The 745-nt window shown below is 64.6% G+C and carries 1 pseudogene; it reads right to left on the reverse strand.

What is annotated here, in order from left to right:
* Nucleotides 1-745, reverse strand: a pseudogene (locus tag EWE75_RS24750) (IS3 family transposase); the annotation flags it as partial.

Genomic DNA, 745 nt, shown 5'->3' on the forward strand with positions numbered 1-745 from the left:
TTGGCTGCCCTGGTCCGAGTGATGCAGCAGAGCGTCGGGCTTTCCGCGTCGCCAGATCGCCATCATTAGCGCATCGGTCACGAGCTGAGCGGTCATGGTGTCGCTCATCGACCATCCGACCACGCGGCGCGAGAACAGGTCGATGACGACAGCGACGTAGAGCCACCCTTCGGCCGTCCAGATGTAGGTGAAGTCAGCGATCCACCTCTGGTTGGGCGCCTCGGCGGTGAACTGGCGGTCGAGGATGTTGTCGGCGATGACCGACCGAAGGCCGTCGTCCTTGGGCAGGCCACGACGTCGCGGACGGGCCCTCAGGCCATGGACACGCATCAGCCGTTCGATGCGATGCAGACCACATGAAAGGCCTTCGGCCAGAAGGTCGTGCCAGACGCGCCGCGCGCCGTAGGTGCGATAGCTGGAGATGAAGCTCGCGCGGACTCTGGCGCCGAGCTCCTCATCGCTACGGGCGCGCTTGCTGGGCGCCCGAACTAGCCAGGCGTGAAAGCCGCTGCGCGAAACACCGAGCGCTTCGCAGATCCACGACACCGGCCAGATCCCTCGGTGCTTCGCGATGAACTCGAACCTCATATCGAGTCCCTTGCGAAGTAGGCCGCCGCTTTTTTTAGGATGTCGCGCTCGGCCTTCATTCTAGCCAACTCGCGGCGCAGCCGCTCAATCTCCTGCTGCTCGGGCTTCAGCACGCCGTGTCCGGGAAACGCCGATCCCGGGTCAGCCGTCTGTTCGC

The sequence above is a fragment of the Sphingomonas populi genome (assembly GCF_004208535.1).
In the GTDB taxonomy this organism is placed as follows: Bacteria; Pseudomonadota; Alphaproteobacteria; order Sphingomonadales; family Sphingomonadaceae; genus Sphingomonas; species Sphingomonas populi.